Here is a 25342-nt window from a genome sequence, read left to right on the forward strand (position 1 = left end):
GGAAATTTGGTCTATCAAAAAACAAACAAATGGCAACGAAAAACAAAATAGCATTGGTTACCGGCGGCAGCCGCGGCTTAGGCAAAAATATGGCATTACGGTTGGCACAACGGGGCTACCAGGTGCTGATCACGTATAAAAGCAATAAAGAAGAAGCGGAGAAAGTGATAGCTGCTATCCGGGAAATGGGAACATCTGGCGCAGCTTTTCAGCTGGATACCGCGGATACCAAAGCTTTTGACACGTTCTTTACTACCTTATCCGGCTACCTGAAGAAGGACAATGGCAATGGGCGGTTCGACTTCCTGGTCAACAATGCAGGTATCGACCGGAGGGCGTTGATTACGCAAACGACGGAGGAGGAATTTGATGAACTATTCCAGGTGCATTTAAAGGGCGTGTATTTCCTGACGCAAAAAGCATTGCCTTTTATCAACGACCATGGACGCATCATTAATTTATCGACCGGCCTGGCAAGGTTTGTTACGCCGGGATACGCGGCCTACGCCGCCATGAAAGGTGGTATCGAAGTATTTACCCGTTACCTGGCCAAAGAGGTGGGCAGTCGTGGTATTACCGCTAATGTAGTGGCCCCTGGCATCATTGAAACAGATTTTACCCGGTCCGTATTTGAGCATGCCCCCGAGGCCATTGCGCATATTAAGTTGCAAACAGCACTGGGCCGTACCGGCGTACCTGATGATATCGGCGGAATTGTGGCATTCCTGTGTACAGAAGAAGCCCGCTGGATTACCGCCCAGCGTATTGAAGCCTCCGGCGGAATGTTTTTATAGAGCGGAAGGCAGAAAGCAGAAAGCAAAAAGCTATTATCGTGGATGACCAATTCGAGTATTAACTGCGTAGGTCATCCACGATAATAGCTTTTTGCTTTCTGCTTTGAGCTTTCTGCTTTAAATTGCTTTTAAATTAAAAAGTAATGTCGGGAGAAGCAGTACTGAAGAAATTATACTTTCATAAAGCCGGTAGCGCTTTAATTGTAAATGCGCCGGAAGTATATACCGTCTTAATCGGGGATGTGGCTTACGACCAGCGTCCGGTGGCCAGAAAGAAGGGTGTCTACGAATTTGTGCAGGTATTTGCCACTACCCAAAAGGAGCTGGAGCAATTGGTACAGGCTACTGTGGGAGCGGGAAAGCCCGATTGTATCTATTGGGCTTGTTATCCCAAAGGTAGCGGCAGTATTAAAAGTGATATCAAAAGAGAAACGGTATGGGTGGCCTTTGAAAAAGTGGGATTGGAAGCTGTCAGTAGTGTATCTATCGACGATACCTGGACAGCCTTAAGGGCCAGGCCTGTGGCCCGGTAAGATAGCCGGGTTAATTGCCGGCCAGGGGAAGTTCCAGGAAAAAGGAACTGCCGCCTGCTTCGTTGCTTTCAAACCAGATCTGTCCTTGTTGCGCTAAGGTATACTCCTTACAGAGAAATAATCCCAGGCCAATTCCTTTTTCATTGTCGGTGCCGAAGGTGGACCTTACTTTCAGCGAAAATATATCTGCCTGCCTGGCCGGATCGATTCCTTTACCACTGTCTTTTACTTCAATGCGGCATTTGGCATCGGCGGTTCTGCTGGTACGGATATAAATAGCCCCGCCGGCAGGGGTAAATTTAGCCGCATTGCCTACCAGGTTGCGGACAATCAGCTGTAGCATATTCATGTCGGCCATTACTTTGATGGAGGCATCTATATTAATATCGAGGGCGATCTTCTTTTTAGCTACCGCCATTTTATTGATTTTCAGGATAGGGTGTATGGCTGTAGCTACATCTACCGGGGTGAGATGGGTGTTAAGTCCATCCATCTGAGTTTTAGACCATACCAGGATGTTATACAACATTTCCTGGGTGCTGTTAACAACATACAGCAGCTCTGTTTCTATCTGGGCCTTGTTTTCCGCGTCGAGCTCTATATCCCGCATCAGCTGCAGGTACGACTGTATCGAGGCCAGGGGATTACGCAGGTCGTGGGAGATAAGAGAAAAGAGTTTACTTTTTTCAGAGTTCAGCAGCTCGAGCTTACGGTTTTTTTCTTCTCCTCTTTTTTTCTCCTGGTTGTATGCATTTTTCAGGTAGAATGTGCCTACAAAAATGACGAGTATGCAGGTGATATATGTAGGCGTCATATCTGCAAAAATATCCCCGCGGGTTTTATAGACGTTCACTACGGCATTGGGGTAATAGTATTCGTAGCAAATTAACCCGATTACAGTCACCAGGTTGAAGGCCAGCCACCAGTAGTATTGTTTGGCCGGGGAAATCACCATGATCAGGAAAAAGGCCAGGGTGAAGGATAGCAAAGAGGCACCTTCTATGCCGCTGCTATAGAAGTAGTTGATGGCAAACATCACGTTGATGCTGATCACCGCCAGGGCTACTCCCAGGTTTACCTGCTTCCTGAACCTCGACAGGTAATAGATAAAGCCGAATACCAGCGTAAGGATCGAAAATATCAGGGAGGTGACGGTCAGGCCAGTGGCATAGTTATAAGGAATATTAAAAGTAATAATAAAGATGGCGATGGCGCAAATGGTATTAAAAATGCGGTTCTCGAGGGAAAAATGAAGTGGATCACCGACAATATTATGAACCATTCCTTGTACTCGTTGCGACAGATTCCGGTTACTGTTTATTGACATGATACGAATTTAATCAAAAAGTTTTCTTTGGTATAGCGGTATATAAGGTAATCAGGATATTGAAATGTCATTTTTTTTCAGATTTCTTCTTACAATTTGATTAATTTTCAAAAAGAATCGTTGTACAACCAAAATATAATTTCAGCCGTTATGAAAAGCATTGTCTGCGCTACATTGCCCCCCTATGGCATAAATCAGACCAACTTAATTAATGTTTTAATAATGTAACATTCGTTTACCCGGTAAACGGATAAAAGTAATTTCGTCAGGTGCGATCATTCAATATATGACAACCCATTTAACAGACATAGCACTGTTTCATCTTATCAAGGAGGATAGTATGGAGGCCTTTACAGCATTGTATATGCGGTACTGGGAGGAGTTGTATGGGTATGCCTGGAAGATACTGGAAGACAAAGCGCCTGTAGAAGATATACTGCAAGAGCTTTTTTTGCATATCTGGGACCGGCGGAAACGTCTTAATATAGACCATCATGTAAAAGCCTATCTCTATAAAAGTCTTAAAAACCGGATCTATAATTTCCTAAAAGCCAATGCCGTGAAAAATGCGCATTACGAGGCGCTATTCAACAGTATGGGCCAGCTGGCAGAGGAAGATGCTACCATAGACCGGAAAGATTATATACAGCGCCTACTTTGCCACCTGGAGGCGCTTCCTGGAAAAATGAGGGCCATCGCACGCCTTTATCTCCTGGAAGGCCATAATATCAAAGAAATTTCCGATCAACTTTCGCTTTCAGAACATACCGTTCGTAATCAACTCGCCAATGTAAAGCGACGACTCCTCCGAAAATAGTATTTGTTAATGAAATGTTAAATGCGGCATTCGCCTGATCAAAAAATAACCGCCCGATTGTCTTCGTATACACATACCGGTTATTATGCGGCGAAGAGACAAAAAAATAGCTGACTTCCTGGATCGGCTGAGCCAGGAGAACAAGGCCACGCCATTTGCTTCGGAAGAAGAGCGGCAACAGGCGCAACAACGCCTGCTCAGCGGCATTATGGCGAGGGCGGAAGCGCCGGCGCCACGTACCGGCCGCATTATCAGCATGGTCCGCATGGCCGTAGCTGCTGCTACGCTCTTACTGCTGGCCGGTATTACCTGGCTATGGCAACAACGCTCCGTTAATGCGCCTGCCACCCTTACCTGGATCAGCACCGGGGCAAGGGAACAAAAGCGGGTAATGCTCCCCGATAGTTCCATTATTATATTAAATGCCGGTACCCGGCTCAGTTATAGTACTGCCTTTAATAAAAAGGACCGGGTAGTCACCCTGTACCAGGGAGAAGCCTTCTTCGACGTACATACCAACGCTACTATTCCTTTCAGGGTGCTTACCGATAGTATCAGCACTACGGTGCTGGGCACCTCTTTTAATGTCATGAAATATGCCCGCGCCCATACAGTGAGGATTACGGTGAAAACAGGAAAGGTACAGATAGGTACTACCAGCAAAGTACTGGGCAACCTGCTGCCGGCAGATATGATGCTGGTAAATGCCCAAACCGGCCATTTCACCAGCAGTCATGATGAAGGACTACAGGGAGACGAATGGACCAGCGGCCGTATCATCATGCGGGAAGAACCTTTATCTGCTATCCTGGAACGCCTGGAAATGATTTACGGAGTAACGTTTGACCGGCATTCACTGCCCGACGATTCGCTGCGAACAATCACCTTCAATGCCAGCATGCCCCTGCCGCAGGTGCTGACAATTGTAGAAACCATTAGTAGTGTGCGGTTCGGAAAAAAAGACGACCAAAACAAAATTCACGTCTATGTAAAATAAAACAGCATTCGCCCTAACGAATGCTGCTGAAAAACTCTCACATAAAATGTAAGCTCATGATTCTCATTTCTAAAATTAGAGAAAGGATACCTATTTGCCAATTATTTAGGGCAAAAGTACTCCGATTGTTTTTATGGCTGCTGCCCTTAGCCTGGAGCACTACCATGGTAGGGCAAACCGGCGCGCAGCTCGACAAAAAGATCCCCCATGTGACCATTGCCGCCGGCAATGCACTGGACGCCCTGAAAGAAATTGAAAAGGTAACCGGGCTCAATTTTGCCTACAATGCCAACCAGCTAAAGAATTTCCCGGTAAACCGGCAGGTATACGACAACAAAACCCTGCGTGAGATATTAGCCAGTATATTGAAAAACACAAAATCGGTGGTGAATGAACAGTCGGGCATAATCGTCATTTTACCGGGTGCGGCGCAGGATGCCGCTCCCGGCAGGCCCACGAAGAAAACCAGCGGTATCGTTACCGACAAAAACGGCCCTCTTCCCGGTGTAACTGTTATAGAGCAGGGCACCAACAATGGCACCGTTACCGATGAAAACGGACACTATACCATTAAGCTGAAAAGCGTACCATCTACCCTGGTATTCAGTTTAACCGGTTCCAAAAAACAGGAAGTTCCTGTTGCGGAAGAAGGTACCCTGAACGTTAACATGGAAGGGGATTTACAAAAACTGGGAGAAGTAGTGGTAACAGCTTTAGGCATCAAAAGAGAGGAACGTTCGCTGGGATATGCTGTACAGAAAATAGGCGGAGAACAGGTAGGTACCAGCAAGATCACCGACCTCAAAACAGCGCTGGCAGGAAAGATTGCCGGCGCCCAATTAGTAGGCGCTCCCAGCTCCACCTTTCGCGATGCCGGTATCAGGATACGCGGCGCCAACAGCCTGGGAGGCGGTTCCCCGATTTACGTACTGGATGGTACCATCATTTCCCATACTGATATTAACCTGGACAACATCGAGTCTATTTCTGTGCTGAAAGGCGCTGCCGCTACCGCCCTATACGGTATCCGCGCCGCCGCTGGCGCCGTGTTGCTGACTTCCAAAACAGGCAAAAAGAATCAGCGTATGCGGGTGGAAGTTAATTCCGGTACCGCTTTTGAAAAACTGTCGGTGATCCCGCAATACCAGAATATTTACGGCGCCGGAGATAATACCAATTTTGATGTATTCCATTTTGATCCCAGCAAACACCCGGCCGACTGGCAACGATTCGACGGACAAAAAATGGTGCAATATTATATGGACCAGAGCTGGGGCCCGAAAATGGATGGTACCATGGTGAGAGAATGGTTTAGCTGGTACCCTGGCGAGGATTTTGGTAAAGAAACACCCTTTGTGTCACATCCCAATAATATCCGCGACTTTTTTCGCACGGGCATCAATCTCAATAACAGCGTAGCTTTTTCCGGTGGCTCTGAGCGGGCGTCTTACCGTTTATCGTATGCCAACCAGTACCGGGATCTTATTTATCCCAACGCCAACCGTAAACGTAATTTTATCGACTTTGCCGGCACGTTTGATGTAACCGATAAGTTTTCTGTTTTTGCAGACATTAATGTCGTGACTACCAAACAGATTGCCGAACCTTATGATGGCGGTAATTCCAATCAGCGGAGTATCATGGCGCAGTTTAACCAGGAGTTTCAACGCTCTGTGGATATGAAGCGGTTGTGGCCCTACAAAACACCGGATGGCACCTACCGGACCTGGAATATCCTGGGGCCTAATGGCAATGATTCCGCTACCGCCTTACGTCCGCGCAAGCGCGATAACCCCTACAGCGTGTACTATGAAAGCTATCGTCGCTACTCCAACTTCCGCGTGTTTGGTAACGCCGGGTTCAACTACCGGATCTTGCCCAACCTGAAGTTAACGTCGCTGGTACGGGCCGATATCATGGTAGACGATTACGACGATCGCATCGCATCTGGTACGGTAAAGCAGGACTGGTACAAATCCGGCTCTTCGCTGCCGCGTGAGTTCAACTATGAAATGACCCTGAACTACAACAAGCAATTACGCGACTGGTCGGTAGATGCGTTGCTCGGCGGCAATATCCGTCATTATAAAATGATCCGTAATGAAGCCAATACCATAGGCGGGTTAAGTGTGCCCAACCTCTACGCCATCACCGCTTCTAACCAACGGCCCAATGCCTTCAACGATTACTTTGAACAGGAAGTACGAAGCGTATATGGTAAGGTGTCGCTGGGATATAAGCATTTGTTGTATATAGATGTAACCGGTCGTAACGACTGGTCATCTACCCTGCCGGTTGCGAAGAACTATTATTTCTACCCTTCCGTATCGGGTAGCTTTATTTTTACAGAGCTGCTGCCGAAGAGTAACTGGCTGAACTTTGGTAAAGTAAGATTAGGTGTGGCACAGGCAGGGTCAGATGCCGGTATCTACGCCATCAACACCGGGTACAACCTGCAAAACCCTTACGGCAGTTCCCCCACATTGAATACGCCCGACCAGCTGATAGATCCTCATCTGTCGCCATCGCTGAGCACCAGCATAGAAGCGGGACTTGCGCTGAAACTCTTCGATAACCGTGTAGGCGTTGATGTGAGCGTCTACAAAAATAAAAATACCAAACAGGTGGCCAGCCTGCAGATCAGCGAAACCAATGGCTACAGCAGCTACCTGACCAACCTGGGAGAAATACAGAGTAAAGGAGTAGACCTGGCTATAACGGCAACACCCATACGACATCGTGATTTCAACTGGGACCTGTATGCTAATATCGCCACCAACAAATCGAAGGTAATTGACCTGGCGGCCAATATGGATAACTACCTGGCTGCTTCCCGGGAAAATGGATTAAGACTGGAGCTGGATCACCGCAAAGGCGCTGAATGGGGGCTGCTGGTAGGGCCTACCTTCCAGTACTACCAGGCCAAAGATGCCAATGGTAAACCGATAGAAAGTGCCTCGAATGGTAAACCCATACTCAACGCCAATGGCGCTTACCTAACCAACGAAAACCAGCCACTGGGTTCTATCCTGCCTAAGTTTACCGGCGGATTGGGTAGCACCTTTGTGTATAAGAATTTCGACTTTTCCTTCTCCATCGATTACCAGGTAGGCGGTAAATTCCTGTCGCTCACCAAGATGTTCCTGTTGGGCACCGGCCTGGATCCGTCTACCGTAGGCACCAACGACAAAGGTATTGACTGGCGTTTGCCGGTAGCCCAGGGCGGCGGTATCAAGCCGGATGGCGTGCTGGCCGATGGTACGCCGTTTAATGGCTACGTAGAAGCACGTACGTACTACTGGACTTACCTGTTTAACAAAGTAGCGCCGCCATTTATTTTCGACGCCAGTTATGTAAAGCTACGGGAACTGCGGTTGGGGTATACTTTTGCGGCAAAGCCATGGACCAGGCGTTTGGGCGTCAACAGCCTGAATGTAGCCTTGTATGCACAGAACCCATGGTTGATTTATACCGCGCTGAAAGGCATCGACACTTCCGAACTGGAAAGTTTCTGGGAAGAAAGGGGACAGGTGCCGGCTACCCGCACCATTGGCTTTAACCTGAAACTGGTATTGTAGGCTATCAAAACATTTACTTATGAAGCGTCAATATATTACTTATATACTATTGCTGGTATTATCACTGTACGGATGTAAGCCGGGCGATTTCGGGGATATTAATACCAACCCCAACATGCCTACGAAGCCTTATACCGGTTACCTGCTCACCAATGTTATCAGGGATATGGCCTCCACCATTGGCGGCAGCAGCGGGAGCCCTATCCGGGAAGCGCCTTTATACGCGCAACATTTATCTGAAATGACTTATCAACGGGAAGGGGTATACGTAAAAGGTAACTGGGATTTTGGGTACTACCAGGGAGCATTAAACGATTTGCAGGTAGTGATCAGTGTTAACTCCGATCCGGCCAGGAAGGCCCAGGCGCTGTCGTTTGGCTCCAATGCCAACCAGCTGGCGGTGGCGCGTATCCTCCGGGCGTATTTCTTTTTACACCTGACCGATCGTTGGGGAGATGTACCTTATTTTGAAGCCCTGAAAGGCAACGATAATCTTACCCCTGCTTACGACAAGCAACAGGATATTTACAACGACCTGTTCAAAGAATTAAAAGCGGCGGCAGCACAGTTTGATGGAGGCGTAAATGTAAAGGGAGACATTTTATTCGGAGGTGATCCGTCAAGATGGAAAAAGTTTGCCAATACCATGCGCCTGGTGATGGCCTTGCGTTTGTCGAAAATAGATGCTGTCAAAGGAAAGACGGAGTTTAATGCCGCCCTGGCAGATGGCGTGATCACGGATAATAAGGACAACGTGGTGTACAATTACCTGGCAGGCGATCAGAATAATGAAAACTACTGGTCGTACAGCTGGCGGGTAGACAACAACCCCTATGCGTTGTCCAAAACGCTGGTAGATATGCTGCTGGCTAATAATGATCCCCGTTTACCGAAGTTTGGCGATAAAGCGGGAGATGGTTTATACCACGGGCAACCTTATGGCGTCATCAATACCAACTTTGGCGCTATGTCTATGCTGGGCGCGGGGATGCGTAAGCCGGAGTCGCCGGTGTATGTGTATACCGCTGCCGAAGTACAGTTTGCCCTGGCGGAAGCGGTGAAGCTGGGCTGGATACCCGGCAACGATACTGATGCCGCCACTTATTATCTCAACGGTATTAAATATTCCCTGCAACAGTTTGGCGTATACACCGATGCGGCCTATGCCACCTGCATTGCTACCCCTGGTGTAGCTTATGATCCTGCGCATGCGATGGAGCAGATCGGTACCCAAAAATGGGTGGCCCTGTTCCTCAACGGCTGGGAAGCCTGGTATGAATGGAGACGAACAGGTTTCCCCAGGTTGCAGCCACCTGCCAATGCACAAACCCGCGATGGTCAGATTCCCCGTCGCCATGGGTACCCTTCCAGGGAAGCATTGCTGAATAAAGCGCATTACGATGCAGCCGTGCAACGCCTCGGCGGCCCGGATGACCTGAGCAGCCGGGTATGGTGGGATAAGCAATAGAAAGTTTCACGCAAAGACACAAAGAAGCAAAGCAACAGAAGATATGATATCCTCTGTTGCTTTGCTTCTTTGTGTCTTTGCGTGCCCCTTTATGCTATCCCAAAGATTATCACTATTTTTCCGGGGTATTTACCCACTTAATATGCGCAATAATGATGGGCGATGGTGATTTACTACAGCTTATAAGGCAGGATGACACAGCCGCATTTGAATCTATTTATGATAAATACTGGCAGGCCCTTTATTTAAAGGCATGTCAGCGGGTGGATAAAGATGAGGCAAAAGATATGGTACAGGAAGTGATGATCACTTTATGGAGAAGGAGGCAGGAGATCAGCGTGAAGCAGGAAGGGGATCTGGGACGGTACCTGTTTACCGCCATCCGGTACCGGGTGATCAGTCACTATGCGTTTACTGCCACAGAAATTAAGCGGGCCGGTTTTTTCGACACTTTTGAAAATCAAATAACAGCAGATACCCTGGAAGCGAAGGAGTTGCAGGCCCGTATTGAGGCGGAGATCGGGCGGCTGCCGGCCAGGATGCAACAGATTTTCCGCCTGAGCCGGGAAGATGATCATACCATTGCAGATATTGCACAGATGCTCCAATTATCGGAGCAAACGGTGAAAAACCAGCTGACGGATGCGCTGAAAAGACTCCGCACCTCCCTCAAAGCCTCTTCTACGGGCGATTGGACCCTGGTATTGCTATACCTGTTCTTCCACATACATAATAACCATTAATCGTTCCTTACTATCCTGGTCACCTGTTTGCTGTTGGTTATGATCAACCAGGGGAGAAGTATGTGCGGTAGACTGGCGGGTAAAATTTTTTTTTCAGTGGACTAGTACCAGATCAAATTTTTTCAGATAAGTAATAAAATCGCAGGCATTGGAAGTCAGTAAAATCAGGCAACTCTTTAAAAAATATATGCTGGGGCATACCTCGGGGGAGGAGCAACAGGCGGTAGACCAGTGGTATCAACTGTTTGATGCCGATGTGTTGCCCAATATGGACGAAGCAGAACAGGCCCGGGTAAAACAGGAAATATGGCGGGGCATACAACCGCAAATTGTAGTGGCTAAAACGTTTTATCTCAGGCGGCCCTGGATCAGCGCAGCAGCGGCTATATTGTTACTGGCAGGCGTCGGCGCCACCTGGTTTATGTTTCATTCCCGCAGCAGGGCGCCACGTTATGCTACTTATACCACCCGCGTGGGTGAAAGAATTACCATTCACCTCGGAGATGGCTCCCTGCTGGCCCTGAATGCCGGTACTACCATCCGGGTGCCGGAAGATTTATCCAAAACAAGAACCCTGCAACTCATCGATGGGGAGGCTTTCTTTGACGTGAAAACGAACCCTGACCTGCCTTTCATCGTAGAAAGCGGCCCTGTGCGCACTACGGTACTGGGTACTTCCTTCAATGTAGCCGCCTATAAAGACATGCATACGCTCACCGTAGGCGTGGTATCCGGAAAAGTGCGCATCGCCACCAACCATGAGCAACTACAGGTATTGGAACGCGACCAGGAACTCATCTATAATAAAGCGAACCGGCAAATGAGAGTGGCCTCGGTAGATGAAAGTTTACCCGGATGGAAAGAAGGCAGACTGGTATTTAATGACGTATCGTTCGATGATATGGTGATACTGATGGAAAAGAACTTTGGCATCAGCATCTCCACCACGGCAGATCATGTGAAGTCGACCCGGTATACCACAGAACTACCCACTGGCATGGATCCGGAAAAAGCAGTGCAGGTACTGGCAGCCATCCATCACCTGAAAGTACGGGTAGTAAGCCCCCATACCGTGATTTACGAGTAACCAATAAATATATCACCAAAAGCTAAACGCAAAAAAGACAGCAATGCCACGTAAATGGAACCTTTTGTTAATGCTAACAATTAATGCCTAACCACGTATGAAGAAAATTGTAAAAGAATTTAAAAAACGAATGCTGGTCATCGTTTTAATGCTAACCTGTGCGCCGACCCTATTGCCGGTATACGCAGGACAAGGACAAATACTGCATGAAACCAGCGTTACCATCGCCCTGAAAAGCGGTAGCCTGGAATCAGCATTGCGCGATTTGCACCGGCATACGAAGATAACCTTTGCTTACGACCGGCAACTGATCAGTGCCTATAAAGTAGACCGGCACTCTTTTTCCAACGAGCGACTCGACTATGTACTGGAAAAATTATTGCAGCACAAATCGCTGGGATTCGCGGAAGTGAATAATATTATCGTCATCAGTAAATTGAATACGCCGGCATCATCCAGCAGTAACCCTGCCCGCCAGGAGGTAGTAGTGTCCGGGATCATCAGGGATGAAACCGGCAAACCACTCCCCGGTGTAAGCGTAGCCGTTAGAGGTGTGAGCACCATGACCACCACCGATGCGGAAGGTAAGTACAAAATCCTGGTGAACCCGGATAATGCGGTACTGGCTTTTAGCTTTATCGGTTATGAAACAGCAGAAGTAACGGTAGGTGGCCAAACGGTGATCAGCCTGCAATTGAAACTCGCCAGCAAATCGCTCGGGGAAGTAGCGGTAGTAGGCTTCGGTACCCAGCGTAAAGTAAGCCTGGTAGGTGCACAGTCTACCATCAATCCCAGTGAATTCAAACAGCCGGCATCAGACATTTCTACTATGCTGGCAGGCCGTATCTCCGGCGTAGTGGGTGTACAGCGCTCCGGCGAGCCCGGCAAAAGCGGTGCTGATATCTGGATCCGTGGTATCGCTACCTTTGGCGACGGCAACAAATCTACGCCACTGGTATTGGTGGATGGCGTAGAACGCGCTATCAATAACATCTCTCCGGAAGACATTGAATCGTTTACCATCCTGAAAGATGCCGCCGGCACAGCCGTATATGGCGTACGTGGGGCCAACGGCGTTATCCTGCTGAAAACGAAAACCGGTAAGGTAGGTAAACCACAGATCTATTTCGACTACAACGAGGGCGTCAACTCTTTTACCAAAAGGCCTAAAATGCTGGATGGTATTACCTATATGAACCTGGCCAATGAAGCGGCTACCGGCCGTAACCAGAACCCAATCTATTCCCAGGAAAAAATTGATAAAACAAAATCAGGCGCCGATCCGCTGTTGTACCCTGATGTAAACTGGATGGACGCTGTATTTAATAAATATGGCCATACCCGCAGCGCTAACCTGAATGCCAGCGGTGGCGTGGAAAATGCACAGTACTACGTATCACTCGGCTACTTTAATGAAAGTGGTTTCCTGAAAACAGACGAGCTGTCAAAGTACAACTCTTCCCTGAAGTACAACCGCTATAACTTCACGTCCAATCTCAACCTGAAGGTCACTAAAACGACTAAACTGGATGTGGGCATACAGGGATACTTCTCCAATGGTAACTACCCCGGCATTCCCAGTCACGATATCTTCCAGAGTGCCATGGATGCTTCACCAGTAGCTTATCCTATTATGTACCCGGGCAACCTGGTACCGGGGCAATCTGCCAACGGCGGTTTCCGCAATCCCTATGCAGACCTGACCCGCCGCGGATACCGCAATGAGTTTAAAAACCAGCTGTATTCCAATATCCGTGCTACCCAGGACCTGAAAGCCCTTACACCGGGATTGTCGGTAACAGCGATGTTTGCGTTTGATACCTACAACCAGAACTATATTATCCGTTCCAAGAGAGAGGACACCTATTACCCGGATATGAATAATCCCTACAAGCCGGATGGTTCGCTGAACCTGATTAAAACTTTTGTGGGAGATGATTACCTGGGATTTGACAACGCCAACAACGATCGTCAAACCAGCCGGCAGTTTTATACAGAAGCCGCCATCAACTACGATCGCGGATTTGGTAAGCATCATGTTACCGGTTTGGGATTGTTCTATTCCAGCGATAAGACCAATACACTGGCCGGCGATTTCATTAACTCTATCCCCGAACGTTACCTGGGCATAGCAGGTAAGGCGGCCTATTCTTACGATGACCGCTATTTTGCGGAGTTCAATTTCGGTTATAACGGTTCAGAATTATTTGCACCGAAAAATCGTTATGGTTTCTTTCCCGCTATTGGCGTGGGTTGGGTAGTATCGAACGAACGCTTTTTTGAACCGCTGAAAAACGCGATCTCCTTCCTGAAATTCCGTTACTCCAATGGTAACACCGGTTTGGGTAGTGCGCGGGAAAGGTTCCTGTATATCACCAACCTGAATACCAACGACAACACCTATAAATATGGAACCGGTTTCGTAGACAACGGCCGCGGTATCAGTATTAACCGCTACGCCACCGATGTGCGCTGGTCGGTGTCCAACAAACAAGACCTGGGCGTAGAAATGGTGGTGCTGGGCGACCGCCTGAGAGTGAACCTGGACGTATTTAAAGAACATCGTACCGGTATCTTCCTGCAGCGCGCTTCCAATGTGATGTTTATGGGATTGGAAAATCAACAGTTTGGTAACCTGGGGGTAGTCGACAACCAGGGATTGGATGCTAACCTCGAATACCGCATGAAGATAGGACAGGTGGCCGTAAATGTGCAGGGCAACATTACCTGGAATAAAGATAAGCTGATAGAAGATGACCGTCCGCCACAGCTGTACCCCTGGATGGAGCATCGCGGCAACAATGTAAACGCCCGCTATGGCTATATCGCAGAAGGATTGTTTAAAGATCAGGGGGAGATAGATAAAAGCGCGGTGCCTGGCGACCGCTCCCAGGTAAAGCCAGGGGATATCAAGTATAAAGACCTGAATGGTGATGGTATAATCAACTCTGCCGATGTTACAAAAATTGGCCGCGGCGATGTGCCGGCTGTGGTATATGGTTTCGGCGCAGATATCAGCTATAAAGGATTTAATCTCACTTTCCTCTTTCAGGGCCTATCCGATGCCGACCGCCTGTTATCCGGCAGTGCCGTGATTCCTTTCAACGGTGGTGGCGGCGTTACCAACGCCTTCAGCATTGCTGCCGACCGGTGGACAGAAGACAATCCCCGCCAGGATGCCTTTTATCCAAGACTCGCCTATGGAGAAGCGGAGAACAAAAACAATACACAGGCCAGTTCCTGGTGGGTGAAAGATGTGAGCTTTATCCGGCTTAAGCAGTTGCAGCTGGCGTATAACCTCCCTGGTAGCTGGTTACAGCGCATAGGGATCCGGAATGCGGCTATCTATCTCAATGGTATCAACCTGCTCACCTTCAGCAAGTTTAAGTTGTGGGATCCTGAGCTGAATACAGATAACGGCTCTTCTTACCCTAATGTAAGCACGATTTCGCTGGGCGCTAACCTGAAGTTTTAATCACATAAGTCACTGATCATGAAAAAGCTATTATATATTTTGCTGGCTATAGGATTATTATCTTCCTGTAGAAAATACCTGGACCAGGTGCCAGACGACCGGTTAACCATTGAAGAAACGTTTCGTACCTGGGCAACTGCCCAGCGTTTCCTCGACAACGTATACAGCAGGATTCCTGATGAATTCGGGCAGCGTAATCCCGGCGACAATACCAACCGCGGGCTATGGACCGGCGGTTGCGATGAAGCCGATTACGTATGGGGCTTTGTACAATCGAACGATGTAAACATTGGTAACTGGGATGCCAAGTCAGGTTTTGTAGGGGATTACTGGAGAAATTTCTATAAAGGTATCCGCGCTGCCAGCGTATTTATCGACAATGCCGATAAAATCATTGATCTTACGCCGGAGCTGAAAGAACAAGCCAAGGCCCAGGCCCGCGCGCTGAGAGCCATGTACTATTTTTACCTGATGCGTATATACGGTCCCGTTGTATTAATGGGAGAAAAACCGGTAGCGGTAGACGCCACCCTGCAGGTTCCCCGCAATTCCTTTGAGGAATGTGTGAACTATGTAGCAGACGAATTACAGAAAGCGGCGGCAATATTGCCCGTAGATTATTCTTCCGATAAGCTGGGACATATTACCAAAGGCATTGCGCTGGCCTTCCGGGCCAATGCTCTGATGTATGGGGCCAGTCCCTTGTACAATGGCAATACCGACCTGGCGGTCCTGAAAAATAAGGATGGTAAGCAGTTGATCGGCCAGACCTATAATCCCCAGAAATGGAAGGATGCGGCCGCAGCCTATAAAGCCTTTATCGATGAATTTGTACCGGGTACCTATCACCTCTTTACAAAGAATGATGCTAATGGTAATTTTGATCCGTATCTTTCCTGTCGCGATGTATTCCTGACCGATTGGAACCCGGAAGTGATCCTGGCCCGCCCGGATAACTCTCTTGGCTCCCGCCAGTACGAAATGACGCCTTATCACAGCGGGCAGGATTCCAGGGATGTAAGAGGCAGTGGTGGTTTGGGTGCTACGCAAAACATGGTAGACGCATTTTTTACGAAGAATGGCCGGAGCATCGATGATCCGTTGTCCGGCTATGTGAAAACCGGTTACTCCGATTTCCGGGCGCCTAACGACAAGGTAACGCAGAGCATCTATAACCAGTGGGTAAACCGCGAGCCCAGGTTTTATGTAAACATCACTTATGATGGCAGCATCTGGCTGAATAAAAGTTATCCGAATATCGTGACCCGCCTGTATAATACGGGTAACTCCGGTAAGAAAACAGGAGGTAATGATTACACGCCTACCGGTTACATCGTTCGTAAAGCCATGGGATTAGATAAATGGGATATCGGTGGTCGTACGCTGATGCTGATCCGCCTGGCGGAAATTTTCCTGAGCTATGCAGAGTGTGTAAATGAAGCAGATCCGGGTAACCCGGATGCGTTGAAATACATTAACCTGATCCGGGAAAGAGCGGGTATTCCACAGTATGGCTCGGCTTCATTACCGGCGCCCATTGGACAGGCAGCTATGAGAGACGCCATCCGTAAAGAACGTCGTGTGGAGCTGGCCTTTGAAAACAATCGTTTCTTTGATGTGCGTCGCTGGAAGATGGCAGAGCAAACAGAAAATGGTCCTATTTACGGATTGAATATCAGTGCCGACTTGCCGGACTTCCTGAAAGTAGTACCTTTCGAGACCCGTGTATTTAATAAACGTCATTACTTTTTCCCGATCCCATCCGATGATGTAGACAATGACCGTGAGCTGATACAGAACCCGGGATGGTAGCAATGCTTGATACAATCAATAAATAAACAGCTATGAAACGAACCTTTATATTGCTTGCAGCTTTGCTGTTACATAGTAATTGTTCCCGTAGCGGCGCTAAAAATGATGTACCGGGGCCCGCCCCGGTACAAGGCGTTTCTTTTACGCTGAAAGACGCTACTACGGCCTATAATACGTTTAACCAATATTTCTACAGCAGCAGCGATAAGCTGTATTATGCTACTACTGCACAAAAGACGATCGGCGCCATCTGGACCCAGGCCATTTACTGGGACATGGCCATGAACGTATATAAGCGCAGCGGCAATGCGGCAGATCTCCAGCGGGTAAATGATATTTTCCAGGGAGGCTTTAACCGCTATGACCATTATAATTGGAACAATACCAAAGAGTGGTTTATCTACGATGATATGATGTGGTGGATTATTTCTTTAGCCAGGGCGCATCAGCTCACAGGAAATAAGAACTACCTCGACCTGTCCTTGTCGGGATTCAAGCGGGTATGGGAGGGTTCCTACGACCCGGTAAACGGCGGCATGTTCTGGGATTTTAATCACAGTGGAAAAAATGCCTGCATCAACTTCCCTACCGTAATAGGTGCTATAACCCTGTACAATATTACCCACGATGCCGCTTACCTGCAAAAGGCTAAAGACGTATACAGCTGGGGCGTTAATAACCTGTATGATGCGAGTACCGGCAGGGTGGCCGACAATAATGTAAATGGACATAAAGGCTGGTCGGATTATACCTACAACCAGGGTACTTTTATTGGGGCCGCCGTGATGTTATACAAAGCCACCGGTATACCGGCTTATCTTGATCAGGCGAAACTGGCGGCTACCTATACACAGAAAACCATGAGCGATGTAAATGGTATACTGCCGGCGGAGGGCGACTGGAATGAGCAGGGCGTGCTGAAAGCTATCTTCGGTCAGTATATCATGATGCTGATCAATGATGGCGGACAAACCCAGTTTCTGCCCTGGGTACAGCAGAATATCAATGCTGCCTGGGGGAACCGGGATGCTGCCCGGGGACTTACCTACCGTAATTATAAAGTGCCGTGCGTTACCGGTGAACTGCAATCATATGAGGCCAGCAGTGCCGTGTATATGATGCAGCTTTGCCCGCCGGCGAAATAAACGGGAACATCGTTTTCATAAGGTAAAGTGCTACTTTTGCACTTCAATATTTTTTACCATATGAAGACGATGTTCTTTTTTTGTTTTGTTTGTATCCTCTCTTTCCTAACCTGTACTGTATTTGCCCAGGAAGAAACAGATGGTCGTACCTGGGGTTTATTTGCCGACCAATCCCGCTACATATATGGTGATACAGCGTTTGTACGTGCCAGTGCTGATACCAGGCAAGCCCCGATAGATACTTTGTATACCGGCGATGAAATTGCCATTACCGATATCACCGACAAAGTATTAAATCTCAGGGGCATGAAATTGCCCTGGATAAAAATTAAGTATAAAAAAGAAGGGCAGGATAAAGAAGGTTTTCTCTGGCAGGGCATCATATCGCTGGCGCCAATGCGCCGGGGCGAGCTTAAACTGGTGGCGGGGATGGAACGCCGTGTGGATACCATCCTGGTATACGATGATGGCAGTAAAAATCCCGGGAAACAGTTTTTAGTAAAAATTAAAGCGGTGCAGGGTGGAAAAGTAATCGCCACTAATTCCTTCCGCATGATGGACGATGAAGCCGCCAACTTTGCAGAGCCCAAAGTAATGAGCGGATTAGGATTGTCCAATGTACAATACATCATGGTCCTGAGCTTTGGAGGCGAAGCTTGCGGTATCCCTACCAACTACCATTACTTTGCCTGGTTGAACGACGGCCGGCTGGTAGCTTTACCGGAAAGAATGTGTGTAGGCGATGCCGGCGCTTATTATCATGATGAATCTTTTATTTTCCCGGTAGAGAAAGGCGGAGAACCAGATACCATTATCTGGCATGTGGAAGAAGAAGAAGCGACCGATAAAGATGATAAGGATGGTAATCCTGTTATGAAAACTAATATCAACGTATCCAGCAAATATGCCTGGGATGGCGTGAATGGTACTTTTAAAAAGATTGGTAAATGGCGGTCTTGAGCTGGTAAAATAAAGTTGGTAACCTCATCATTTGTAATGGCCGTTCATCTATAATTTTTACATCGTGCTATTTTATTGAAATAGCTTTGTGACGTGTAAAAACCGCCCAGTCATTACTTCCCATGTCCGTTTACCATCAACCCAGAAAACGCGTAATCATACTCATTATTACGGCTTTAGTACTGATCATTACTGCCAGGTTATTGTTCCTGCAGGTAATAGAAAAGAAATATGTCCGCCTGGCAGATGCCAATGCGGTGGTCAGGAAAATAGTATACCCCAGCAGGGGAATTATTTTTGACCGGCAGAACCGAAGTATTTTAAGTAATGATATTCTTTATGACCTGGTGGTAACGCCTGCTGCTGTTAAGAAAATTGACACTGCTTATCTCTGTAATATCCTGCAAATAGATAAAACAGAATTCCGGTCACGTATCGCCGATGCCATTAAAAAGAATGGAAGGGTGCGGCCTTCTGTGTTTGCAGGCTTATTGTCGGCCACTACGTATAGCCGTTTACAGGAGAGCATGTATTTGTTTCAATCGGGTTTTGAACTGGTGCCCCGGCCCATCCGGTCGTACCCATATAAGGCTGCTGCCAATATATTAGGGTATATCGGGGAGATATCGCCGGCGATGTTGAAAATGAGTGCCTACCAGGATTACCAGTCGGGCGACTATATAGGATTAACTGGTTTGGAAAAGACCTATGAAGCCGTATTAATGGGGCAGCGGGGTACGCAGTACATCCTTAAAGACAACCTGAATCGTCCGCAGGGAGCATTGGAAAATGGCGAATTTGATACTGCAGCTATAGCAGGAAAGAATCTTCGTTTATCACTGGACATAGAATTGCAGGTATTGGGCGAACGCCTGATGCGCAATAAGGTAGGTAGTATTGTGGCCATTGATCCGCAAACAGGCGGTATACTGGCCATGGTGAGCGGACCGGTATTTGATCCCAACCTGTTGGCCGGCAGTTCCCGTACCCGTAACGTGGGTAAGTTGTTTAGCGATCCTACAGAGCCTTTTCTCAACCGGGGCATACAGGCTACCTATCAGCCGGGATCGGCGATGAAGCCATTAACGGCGCTGGTGGCCCTGGATGAGGGATTGATTACACCCGGGTTTGGTTATCCTTGTCATGGAGCCTATACCAGTTGCGGGCATGTGGTAAAATGTTTACACAGTGAGGCAGGGCATGCCGCTAACCTGCGGGTGGCGATGGCGCATTCCTGCAATGCTTATTTTATTCATTTGTACCGTATGGAAGTAGATGCCGACAAATGGGGAGGCGTAAAGAAAGGCCATACCAAATGGCGGGAATACATGACCCGCTTTGGGTTGGGGCATAAGTTGGGCATTGATATCCCGGGGGAAAACGGCGGTATTGTGGCGGATACCACGGTACTGAACCGGCTTTACCGGGGACAGTGGAATTCCTGTTCTGAATTATATGTGGGAATGGGGCAGGGCCAGGTAGCGGTAACGCCCCTGCAAATGGCCAATGTGATGTGCATGATTGCCAACCGCGGATATTATTACCTGCCTCACCTGGTGCAGTCGATCGATAATGATCATTCCGACCTGCTGAAAAAATATAAAGAAAAACATGCCATTGGCAATGTGTCTGATACCGCCTATCATTCTGTTATTTATGGGATGGAAGATGTGATAGAACATGGTACTGGCCGGGGTGCTCAAATTGCCGGGATTGCCGTTTGCGGTAAAACCGGCACGGCGCAGAACCGGGGCCGGGTAAATGGGAAGGTGGTCGACCTGGAAGACCACTCTGTATTTGTCGCTTTTGCGCCCCGGGATAATCCCCGTATAGCCATTGCGGTGATTGTGGAAAATGCCGGTACCGGCGCCCGGTTTGCCGTGCCTATCGCCAACCTGATGATGGAAAAATACCTGAAGGATACCCTGCCGGCTTCCAAAATGGCTATTATGCAACGGATGCTGGAAAGTAGTACCATTCCGGCGGAAAAGCAGCTGAATTCGAAGATTGATTCGCTGAATACGACTACGGGCGCGTTAACGGCGGCGGATATATTAAAACAGTATTTTCACTAGTAGGCTTATTACAGCAATGACCTACTATACAGTGATTACTTTTACTCCTTTCTTTTTGCAGTACTGGAGCTGGTCGGGAGCGGCATCTGTGATGATGGTTTGTACCGTTTCCAGCGGTGCAAAATGGAGGTAAGAAGGTTTGTTGATTTTGGAGGCATCGCAGAGCAGGTAAGTGGTATGGCTATGATGGGCCAATGCAAGTGCCATGTCTGCTTCCTTTTCACTATGCGCAAACAAACCTTTAGCCGACAATCCATCTACCCCAATAAATGCTTTATGCGCCTGGTAGCGGGCAATATGTTCGATGGCCATGCTGCCATGAATGGCTTGTCGCGCTGCATCATATTCGCCGCCGATGATATTGAGAGATACCGTTGTGTTTTGCAGGGCCTGGATAACGGGCATCGAATTCGTGATCACTTTGATTTTCCGGTTTTTAATAAACTGGCATAGGCGGAAAACCGTGCTGCCACAATCCATGAAGATGATGTCGCCATCGTTGATGGTGGCGGCTGCCTTGCGACAGATATTATCTTTAGCGGATTGGTTCGCCGTAGCTTTATGTGTAAACTGAAATGGAAGCGGGGGCTGATCTACGGGGATGGCGCCACCGTGGGTGCGGTATAATTGCCCTTCGTCGGATAACCGGTTCAGATCACGGCGGATGGTAATTTCCGATATATCCAGGGCCAGCGCAAGTTCCCGGGTATCCACTTCTCCCCGGGATGCCAGTTGCGCCAGTATTTTATTTTTTCGTTGTTGGAAATTCATATGAAATGACTAACTTGATCAAATGTAATCAAAAACGATCAAAAACGATCAATTTATATGAAAGCAATCAACATTCTCGAAACAGCCATATTATCCGACAACTGGTATACATTGAAGAAGATTACGTACGAGATGAAGGGGAGTGATGGCGTGATGGTGAAACAGGAACGGGAAGCGTATGACCGTGGGAACGGGGCTACCATTCTCCTGTATAACCAGGAGCAACAAACTGTAGTACTCACCCGGCAGTTCCGCATGCCTACCTATATCAATGGCAACGCATCGGGCATGCTGATAGAATGTTGTGCGGGGCTACTCGATGCCGATAACCCGGAGGACTGTATCCGGCGAGAAACCATGGAGGAAACCGGCTATGCTGTTACCGATGTGCGTAAGGTGTTTGAGGCATATATGTCGCCCGGCTCTGTTACAGAGATTTTGCACTTTTTTGTGGCGGCCTATTCCGCTGCGCAGAAAGTGCAGGAAGGAGGAGGGTTGGCAGAAGAGCAGGAGAATATACAGGTGCTGGAGCTGCCGTTTATGCAGGCCATGGAAATGATCCGCAGTGGCGATATTAAGGATGCCAAAACTATTATGTTGCTGCAATATGCGGCGCTTCACCGCATTTTCGATTAAGGTAATGAAAGGGGCGTTGGTAGGGAAAACATTTTATCTTTGCAGGTATTATCCGGCAGCATATGAAAATGGCCCATTATTCACCATCGCCTCTACTCGCTCCTTTCGTCAAAACTTTCCTGGTAATAGAAAGTGAGGAAGGGATAGAGAATAATACTTTGCCGGATACATCGGTGGTGATGAGTTTCCGTATCCGGGGAACGGTGAGCCTGCGACAGGAATCACTGTTGACGCCATTATCAGAAACGGGCATATCGGGCCTGCGGAAATCCGCCAGGCTATTGCGTTACGCGCCGGGCACCACCATGTTGCTGGTTATATTCCAGGAAGGAGGGGCCGCCGCATTTTTCAAAGCGCCTTTACACGAATTATTTAATACGCATTTACCATTGGATGACCTGGTACAGCTACGAAAATTGGAAATGGTAGAAGAACAGTTGAGCGAAGCTGCGCAGCCTTCGCAGTGGATAGCTATCGTAGAACGGTTTCTTCAACGAGAGCTGGTCAGGCAACCCGACATATTGATTCACCATGCGGTGGCGCAAATAAAAGCGACGGACGGGCATATCAAAATGAAGTCCCTGGCTACTTCGCTATTTATCAGCCAGGATGCATTTGAAAAGCGCTTCCGGCGTAGCGTAGGTACTTCGCCCAAACAGTTTGCTGCTATAGTGAGATTAAGGCACTTGTTGGCACATTATACGCCGCATACTTCATTGACGGCCGCCGCCTATAGCGCCGGGTATTTCGACCAGGCGCATTTCATTAAAGACTTTAAAGGATTTACGGGACAATCGCCCCAGGCTTTTTTCCAGTCGGCCGACTGGTGGTAGTAGCGCAAAGTCTGTATTTTCGGTAGTTTTATGCATATTGCCAGTTCGTTTTTTCTACGAACGGCGGATATTTTAAAAAAATAAATCCCCGAAAATTTTTAAATGAGCAAATGCTCACTTATATTTGCAGGTAATGAGATACCGTGACGAAAATAAAATGCAGGCCATCCGGGATTGTGCCATTGAGATGGTAGCGAAGAATGGTTTGGAGAATTTTGGGATCAACCGTTTGGCAAAGGCAGCGGGCGTATCTCCGGCTACTATTTATATCTATTACAAAGACAAGGAAGATTTACTCACCTCCATCAGTATTGAAGAAGGGGTGAAGATGACCCGTGCTACCCTGAAGGGATTCGATCCGAATGCGTCGTTTCGTGAGGGACTTTGGGTGCAGTGGAAAAACCGGGCCGCGTTTTCGCTGGACAACCTCCAGGCAGCCGAGTTTTTCGAGCAGCTGCGTAACTCCACCTATAAAGATAAAATGAGGGAAGCGATCAGCCTGGAGTTCCGCAAAAGCATGGGTAGTTTCGTGGAAAATGCCGTGAAGCGGGGAGAGATCAACGAGATGCCGCTGGAAGTGTATTGGTCGGTAGCTTTTGCGCCGTTGTATGCCCTGATCAGGTTCCATAATGAAGGACAAAGCCTGGATGGCCGTAAGTTTAAATTTTCAGAAAGTATCATGAAACAAACATTTGATTGCGTGTTAAAGGGATTATCGAAATAGCTATTTTTTTTCTCAAAAAAATAAATGAGCGCTTGCTTACATAATATGAAAACGGCAAATCATATTCTCATTTTCAAAACGAACATCACTACTCCGGAAGACCGGCTGAAAGTAGCTGCCGTCCTCGATCAGCAGCCATTCATCAGCAAATGGACCGTAGACACGGAAGATATAGACCGGGTACTGCGGATAGAATCGGCCATTGCAGCCACCGCGCCGATCATTCACCTGATCCGTTCGCGCAATTATGAATGTGCGGAGTTGGAAGATTAACATCATTGACTATTTAATACTACATCATGAAACAAATGCCTGCTTTCACCACCCATCAGAAGCTGGTGATCACCTTGTTGGCCCTTACCCAGTTTACCGTCGTACTTGACTTTATGGTGATGTCTCCCCTGGGAGATATGCTCATGAAATCGATGAACATTAAGCCGAATCAATTTGGTCTCATCGTATCTGCTTACGCCTTCAGCGCAGGCGTGTCCGGCCTGCTCACCGCGGGGTTTGCCGATCGTTTTGACCGCAAACGACTGCTCGTATTTTTTTACGGCGGATTTATCCTCGGCACTTTCTGCTGTGGATTGGCCAACAGTTATGTAACGATGGTGGCCGCCCGTATCGTTACCGGATTATTCGGTGGCGTGATAGGTGCTATTTCATTAGCTATTGTTACCGACTTGTTCGATATTTCCCAACGTGGCCGTGTAATGGGATTTACCCAAATGGCTTTTGGGGCCAGCCAGGTGCTGGGTATTCCCATTGGCTTGTACCTGGCCAACGCCTGGGGCTGGGAAGCGCCGTTCCTATTAATAGCCGGACTGGCACTGGTGATCGTGCTGCTCATCTGGTTTATCCTGGAACCCGTTAACGCACACCTGGCAGTACAAAGAGATAAGAATGCATTTTTGCACCTCTGGCACACCGTGCAAAAAGGAGATTATCGTATAGGCTTTGCCGCTACCGCATTAATGTCGGTCGGTGGTTTTATGATGATGCCCTTTGGTAGTGCTTTTGCCATTAACAACCTGCACATCACAGCAGAACAACTTCCACTGCTCTTTATGGTAACGGGTGTCAGTTCCCTCTGCATCATGCCATTGCTGGGTAAGCTGAGTGATAAAATTGATAAGTTCCGCCTTTTCGCTACCGCAGCGCTGTTTATGATGGGCGTAGTGATAGTGTACACGCACTTATCGCCGCACCCACTGTGGATGATCATGGGATTAAATATCCTGATGATGGGCGGTATTGTGGGACGTATGATCCCGTTTACTACGCTTATTACAGGTATTCCGGACTTATCGGACAGGGGCGCTTTTATGAGCGTTAACTCCTCCCTGCAGCAAATAGCCGGCGGCATAGCAGCCCTCATAGCTGGTATGATCGTATCGCAGCAAAGTAAGTACAGCCCATTGGAACACTATGATACCCTGGGTTGGGTGATAGTAACACTCACTGTTCCCTGTATCTTCCTGGTATACCGTGTAAGCGTAATCGTTAAAAAGAAACTGGCAAAAGGTGCTGTGGTGCATACGGCGTCTCTTCCGGCAGAAGTGTAATG

The 25342-nt window shown here is 48.0% G+C and carries 20 protein-coding genes; 18 read left to right on the forward strand and 2 right to left on the reverse strand.

Annotation, left to right across the window (positions count from 1 at the left end):
* Positions 1-29 precede the first annotated feature (29 nt).
* Both HGH91_RS18055 and HGH91_RS18060 read left to right on the forward strand, forming a co-directional pair.
* The gene (locus tag HGH91_RS18055) at positions 30-794 is read left to right on the forward strand and encodes an SDR family oxidoreductase (RefSeq protein ID WP_168740204.1); all 765 of its coding nucleotides are present in this window, start codon (positions 30-32) and stop codon (positions 792-794) included.
* Positions 795-937: 143 nt separating this feature from the next.
* Positions 938-1327: a DUF3052 domain-containing protein gene (locus HGH91_RS18060; protein WP_168740205.1), complete on the forward strand. Its 390-nt coding sequence runs from the start codon at positions 938-940 to the stop codon at positions 1325-1327.
* Positions 1328-1337: 10 nt separating this feature from the next.
* Here the strand turns inward: HGH91_RS18060 and HGH91_RS18065 are convergent, their stop codons facing one another.
* Entirely contained in the window at positions 1338-2654 is a 1317-nt protein-coding gene (locus tag HGH91_RS18065) for a sensor histidine kinase (protein WP_168740206.1), read from the reverse strand.
* A 286-nt stretch (positions 2655-2940) separates the two neighbouring features.
* Here HGH91_RS18065 and HGH91_RS18070 point away from each other — a divergent pair, with 286 nt between their 5' ends.
* The 11 genes from HGH91_RS18070 to mrdA all read left to right on the forward strand — a co-directional run bounded on the left by HGH91_RS18070 (position 2941) and on the right by mrdA (position 20811).
* Positions 2941-3471, forward strand: a complete 531-nt coding sequence (locus HGH91_RS18070) for an RNA polymerase sigma factor (protein ID WP_168740207.1) — start codon at positions 2941-2943, stop codon at positions 3469-3471.
* An 85-nt stretch (positions 3472-3556) separates the two neighbouring features.
* The gene (locus HGH91_RS18075) at positions 3557-4468 is read left to right on the forward strand and encodes a FecR family protein (protein WP_168740208.1); all 912 of its coding nucleotides are present in this window, start codon (positions 3557-3559) and stop codon (positions 4466-4468) included.
* Between the two features lie 125 nt (positions 4469-4593).
* Positions 4594-8046 (forward strand): SusC/RagA family TonB-linked outer membrane protein, encoded by a 3453-nt coding sequence (locus HGH91_RS18080; RefSeq protein WP_168740209.1) that lies wholly within the window; start codon positions 4594-4596, stop codon positions 8044-8046.
* A gap of 19 nt (positions 8047-8065) precedes the next feature.
* Positions 8066-9514, forward strand: a complete 1449-nt coding sequence (locus HGH91_RS18085; protein ID WP_168740210.1) for a SusD/RagB family nutrient-binding outer membrane lipoprotein — start codon at positions 8066-8068, stop codon at positions 9512-9514.
* Positions 9515-9666: 152 nt separating this feature from the next.
* Positions 9667-10257: an RNA polymerase sigma factor gene (locus HGH91_RS18090; protein WP_168740211.1), complete on the forward strand. Its 591-nt coding sequence runs from the start codon at positions 9667-9669 to the stop codon at positions 10255-10257.
* Positions 10258-10405: 148 nt separating this feature from the next.
* On the forward strand, positions 10406-11344 hold the full coding sequence (locus tag HGH91_RS18095) for a FecR family protein (protein ID WP_168740212.1): 939 nt from the start codon (positions 10406-10408) through the stop codon (positions 11342-11344).
* Between the two features lie 97 nt (positions 11345-11441).
* Positions 11442-14819 carry a SusC/RagA family TonB-linked outer membrane protein gene (locus tag HGH91_RS18100; protein WP_168740213.1) on the forward strand — a complete coding sequence of 1126 codons (3378 nt, stop codon included), beginning with the start codon at positions 11442-11444 and terminating at the stop codon, positions 14817-14819.
* An 18-nt stretch (positions 14820-14837) separates the two neighbouring features.
* The gene (locus HGH91_RS18105; protein WP_168740214.1) at positions 14838-16631 is read left to right on the forward strand and encodes a RagB/SusD family nutrient uptake outer membrane protein; all 1794 of its coding nucleotides are present in this window, start codon (positions 14838-14840) and stop codon (positions 16629-16631) included.
* A 32-nt stretch (positions 16632-16663) separates the two neighbouring features.
* The gene (locus HGH91_RS18110) at positions 16664-17776 is read left to right on the forward strand and encodes a glycoside hydrolase family 76 protein (RefSeq protein ID WP_168740215.1); all 1113 of its coding nucleotides are present in this window, start codon (positions 16664-16666) and stop codon (positions 17774-17776) included.
* Positions 17777-17836: 60 nt separating this feature from the next.
* On the forward strand, positions 17837-18736 hold the full coding sequence (locus tag HGH91_RS18115; protein WP_168740216.1) for a hypothetical protein: 900 nt from the start codon (positions 17837-17839) through the stop codon (positions 18734-18736).
* 122 nt (positions 18737-18858) lie between these two features.
* Complete coding sequence (gene mrdA / locus HGH91_RS18120; protein ID WP_168740217.1) at positions 18859-20811, forward strand: penicillin-binding protein 2; 1953 nt, start codon at positions 18859-18861, stop codon at positions 20809-20811.
* A gap of 24 nt (positions 20812-20835) precedes the next feature.
* On the opposite strand, the gene HGH91_RS18125 is transcribed toward mrdA, so the two are convergent.
* Complete coding sequence (locus HGH91_RS18125; protein WP_168740218.1) at positions 20836-21582, reverse strand: DeoR/GlpR family DNA-binding transcription regulator; 747 nt, start codon at positions 21580-21582, stop codon at positions 20836-20838.
* A gap of 57 nt (positions 21583-21639) precedes the next feature.
* Between HGH91_RS18125 and nudK the strand changes: the two genes are divergently transcribed.
* The 5 genes from nudK (at position 21640) to HGH91_RS18150 (ending at position 25340) form a co-directional block, all read left to right on the forward strand.
* Positions 21640-22218 (forward strand): GDP-mannose pyrophosphatase NudK, encoded by a 579-nt coding sequence (nudK, locus tag HGH91_RS18130; protein ID WP_168740219.1) that lies wholly within the window; start codon positions 21640-21642, stop codon positions 22216-22218.
* 62 nt (positions 22219-22280) lie between these two features.
* Entirely contained in the window at positions 22281-23051 is a 771-nt protein-coding gene (locus tag HGH91_RS18135; RefSeq protein ID WP_247651771.1) for a helix-turn-helix domain-containing protein, read from the forward strand.
* 133 nt (positions 23052-23184) lie between these two features.
* Positions 23185-23775, forward strand: a complete 591-nt coding sequence (locus HGH91_RS18140) for a TetR/AcrR family transcriptional regulator (protein ID WP_168740220.1) — start codon at positions 23185-23187, stop codon at positions 23773-23775.
* Positions 23776-23820: 45 nt separating this feature from the next.
* Positions 23821-24048 (forward strand): hypothetical protein, encoded by a 228-nt coding sequence (locus tag HGH91_RS18145; RefSeq protein WP_168740221.1) that lies wholly within the window; start codon positions 23821-23823, stop codon positions 24046-24048.
* Between the two features lie 26 nt (positions 24049-24074).
* Positions 24075-25340 (forward strand): MFS transporter, encoded by a 1266-nt coding sequence (locus HGH91_RS18150; RefSeq protein WP_168740222.1) that lies wholly within the window; start codon positions 24075-24077, stop codon positions 25338-25340.
* Positions 25341-25342: the final 2 nt, after the last annotated feature.

The organism is Chitinophaga eiseniae (genome assembly GCF_012641265.1).
Classification (GTDB): domain Bacteria; phylum Bacteroidota; class Bacteroidia; order Chitinophagales; family Chitinophagaceae; genus Chitinophaga; species Chitinophaga eiseniae_A.